Here is a 3,339-nt window from a genome sequence, read left to right as displayed (position 1 = left end):
GCGCCGCAGGACGGAGCCGCCAGCCGGGGCCGCTCCGTCACGGTCCGCGATCGGCGCGCAGGGCCGCCACCAGCGCCGACGCCGATCCGAAGCCGGCGAGCGGAGCGATCTCGCTGTAGTCGACGGCCGTCTCGGCCGTGCGCCGCGCCAGCATCCGCCGGGCCTGGGCCACCCGGATCGAGCGGATCGCCCGCGAGGGCGTCACTCCCGTCTCGGCGAACGCAGCATAGAGGCCGCTGACCGAGACGGACAGGTCGGCCGCGAGCGACCGGGCGTCGAAGGCGGGATCAGCGCAGCGCGCCTCGATCGCCGTGTACGCCCGGCGCAGGAGCCGCACGGCCGTCGCGGTCGTGCCGCGGAATGCGGGCGGCCCGAGTTCGGTGAGCACGGTCCGCAGGGCGCCCTCGATGTGCTCCCTGGTCCCGGCCCAGAGGAGCGAGCCGGGGACGACCGTCGTCGCCAGCGCGCCGATCGCGGTGTTGAGCAGCATCTTCGTCGACTCCAGCCCCGCCGGCACGGGCGCACGCCCCGGTCCTCCCCGATGAAGAACTGCGAGAAGAACTCGCGGCCGACCGCGACCTCGACGGTGCCGCTGCGGCCCTCGCTCCGCACCGGCACCGCGCCGGAGGACCACTGCAGGAACCCGCCTCCCTGCTGCACCTCGATCTCGTCGCCCGGCGCACCGACACGGAGCCGCCCCTCGACCAGGAGGCTGAGGCTCACTCCGCGGTGCCGCCCCTCCCGCTCGACCTCGCGCGCCGTGTGCCAGATGCGCGCAAAAGTGACCTCGGACGACGCGACGTAGTCGCCGAAGACACGGAGCCGCCCGCCTGCCGCCACGACCGAGACGCCGCGGTCACGCAGCCATCCGGAGGCGTCGGATCCTTCCAGGGCGATGCCGCGCTCGGTCGGCGCGCCCTGGCCACGCGGCGGGCGGGGCAGCGTTGCCCCCCCCCTTCCGGTCGGGTGAGCGAAGCGACCGGCGTCGTCGTCCTCCCGACCCAGTGTCCGCGCCGCCACTCCAGCCCGACGACGATTCCAGAGATCGACGGTCCGGCTTCCAGAATGCTCGACCGCCGGTGTCGCCGGGCGTGCTGTCGCCAGAACGATGAGGCCGTCCGACAAACACTCATCACAGGAGAACCCGTGAACGACTCATCCCCCGCACACCCCACCGCATCAGCATCGACACCGGCTGGTCCATCCCCGCCGAGGACGGCGTGCACCGCCGCACCCTCGTGAAGGGCGCCGCCTGGACGATCCCGGTCGTCGCCATGGCGACGGCGACACCCGCCGCCGCTGCATCCGTCACGCCGACGCTCGCCTTCGTCAACGGCCCCTACACCGTCGATTCCTGCGGGAAGCTGAACAATGTCACGCTGCGGCTGACGACCGACGGCACGACGGCTGACCCGTCGAAGCCGGTGACGGTGACCCTTCCCGCCGGATTCACCTGGGCAGACGGCTCGTCAGCGCCACGATCCTTCACCACGGATTCGAACGGCCGAGTCGTCCTCCCCACAATCACTCCCACTCAGCGCCCCGGCGATTTCCCGATCAGCGCATCGTCCGGCCAGGCGACCGGCTCGTCGTCGATCGCGGTGTCCAAGGCCGCGACGAGCTACCACTACCTCACGGGAACGTCACAAACGATCGGGAGCAACCCAGGCACGGTCACTGACGGCGTGAAGGTCTTCAAGTGGGAGGGCGGTACGGCAATTCTCGATAAGAACGGCAACCTTTACCGCGCGACAGCTACAGGGTGGGCGTTGGCCGCATCCGGCGTCCGAGCCGCTTACTCCGGTTACGAGCGCCCTGGAGTCCTCACCTGGGTCACGAACGACGGCAAGGTCGCTGGGCTGCTGGGAACAAGCACCACCCCGTACACAGTGCCCGGTTCGGTTGCGAACCCCGCTCGCATCTTCAAATGGAGGGGCGGCACCGCCGTACTCGACACCGCGGGCAATCTCTACAACTTCACCGGCTCCGGATTCGCGCTCGTCGACACGAACGTCATCGACGGCTTCAGTAACTACGAGGCCGGAAACTCGATCTTCGCCTGGCTTCGCTCTGACGGCGTCGTGCGGTCGGTCACGGGGACGTCGAGGACCCCCGTGACGCAGCCCGGTGTCGTCAATGGCGGTCAGCAGGTCTTCAAGTGGCAGGGGGGCACAGCCGTTCTCACCGCCTCTGGAGACCTCTATCGCGCGACGAACACGGGCTGGGCGAGAATCGCGACGAACGTCGCGGCGGCGACGGCGGATTACGAGAACCCTGGCGTCTTGACCTGGGTGACGAAGAACGGCTCTGTCTTCAGCCAGACGGGTACCTCGACCACGACGGTCAGTGCTCCCGGGAACGTCGCCAACCCCGCCCGGATCTTTAAGTGGCAGGGAAGCACCGCCGTACTCGACACCGCGGGCAATCTCTACAACTTCACCGGCTCCGGATTCGCGCTCGTCGACACGAACGTCATCGATGGATGGAGCACCTTCGAGAGCGGCGGATCGGGTGGCATCTTCTCCTGGATCTCGGCGAACTGCTAAGAGGCCCGCGTCCTTCCCGGAGGCAGGCGCACGGCCGGCAGCGGTCGGCGCCTCCCTCCGGGAAGGGCGGGAGGTGGCGCAGAGCCGGGGCCGCCCGGCATGCCTGAGTACGGCCCTGGCTCCCGCAGGAGGCACACACTGCACCCGCCTACGCTGGCCCCATGGCCACGCTCCTCCTCGTCCGGCACGGACGCACGACCGCGAACACCGCGGGGATCCTCGCCGGACGCACCGCCGGAGTGCGGCTCGACGATGTCGGGCGGGCGCAGGCGGCGCGCACGGGCGAGCGGCTCGCGGCGGTCGACCTCGCCTCTGTGGTGTCGAGCCCGCTGGAGCGGTGCCGGCAGACCACCCGCTTCGTGCTCGACCGGCAGACGACGCCTCCGCCCACGCTGATCGAGAAGGGCATCACCGAGTGCGACTACGGCCAGTGGCAGGGGCGCCCGCTCCGCGACCTGGCGAAGGAGCCGCTGTGGGCGACGGTGCAGAACCAGCCCTCCGCAGTGGTGTTCCCCGGCGGCGAGGGGCTGCTCGCCATGCAGGCGCGGGCCGTGTCGGCGATCCGCCGGCACGACGCGGCCGTGGCGGAGGAGCACGGGGCGGGCGCGGTGTGGGCGGCGGTCAGCCACGGCGACACGATCAAGGCGATCCTCGCGGACGCGCTCGGGATGCACCTCGACCTGTTCCAGCGGTTGAGCGTCGGACCGGCGTCGGTGTCGATCATCCGCTACGGCGCGGGGCGGCCCGAGGTCGTGGCGATGAACACGGAGGCGGGCGACCTGGGCTGGCTGCG

At 70.7% G+C, this 3,339-nt stretch carries 3 protein-coding genes; 2 read left to right on the top strand and 1 reads right to left on the bottom strand.

Translation table 11 applies throughout. The features are described 5' to 3' along the window. Positions 1-37: 37 nt before the first annotated feature. Entirely contained in the window at positions 38-490 is a 453-nt protein-coding gene (locus tag ACH61_RS14625; protein ID WP_153038916.1) for a helix-turn-helix domain-containing protein, read from the bottom strand. A 730-nt stretch (positions 491-1,220) separates the two neighbouring features. Here ACH61_RS14625 and ACH61_RS14620 point away from each other — a divergent pair. Further along, complete coding sequence (locus tag ACH61_RS14620) at positions 1,221-2,546, top strand: hypothetical protein (RefSeq protein WP_068213446.1); 1,326 nt, start codon at positions 1,221-1,223, stop codon at positions 2,544-2,546. Between the two features lie 161 nt (positions 2,547-2,707). After that, positions 2,708-3,339 (top strand): histidine phosphatase family protein (locus ACH61_RS14615; RefSeq protein WP_068213444.1); only part of this gene is annotated, 632 nt, incomplete at its 3' end.

Source organism: Rathayibacter tanaceti, assembly GCF_001634385.1.
GTDB classification, from domain to species: Bacteria; Actinomycetota; Actinomycetes; order Actinomycetales; family Microbacteriaceae; genus Rathayibacter; species Rathayibacter tanaceti.
Note: the sequence above shows the minus strand (reverse complement) of the source record. Positions and strands in the feature narration are given on the sequence as shown.

Coding starts and splice junctions, on each gene's coding strand:
- ACH61_RS14625 (WP_153038916.1), bottom strand. CDS start 490: ATGCTGCTCAACACCGCGATCGGCGCGCTGGCGACGACGGTCGTCCCC.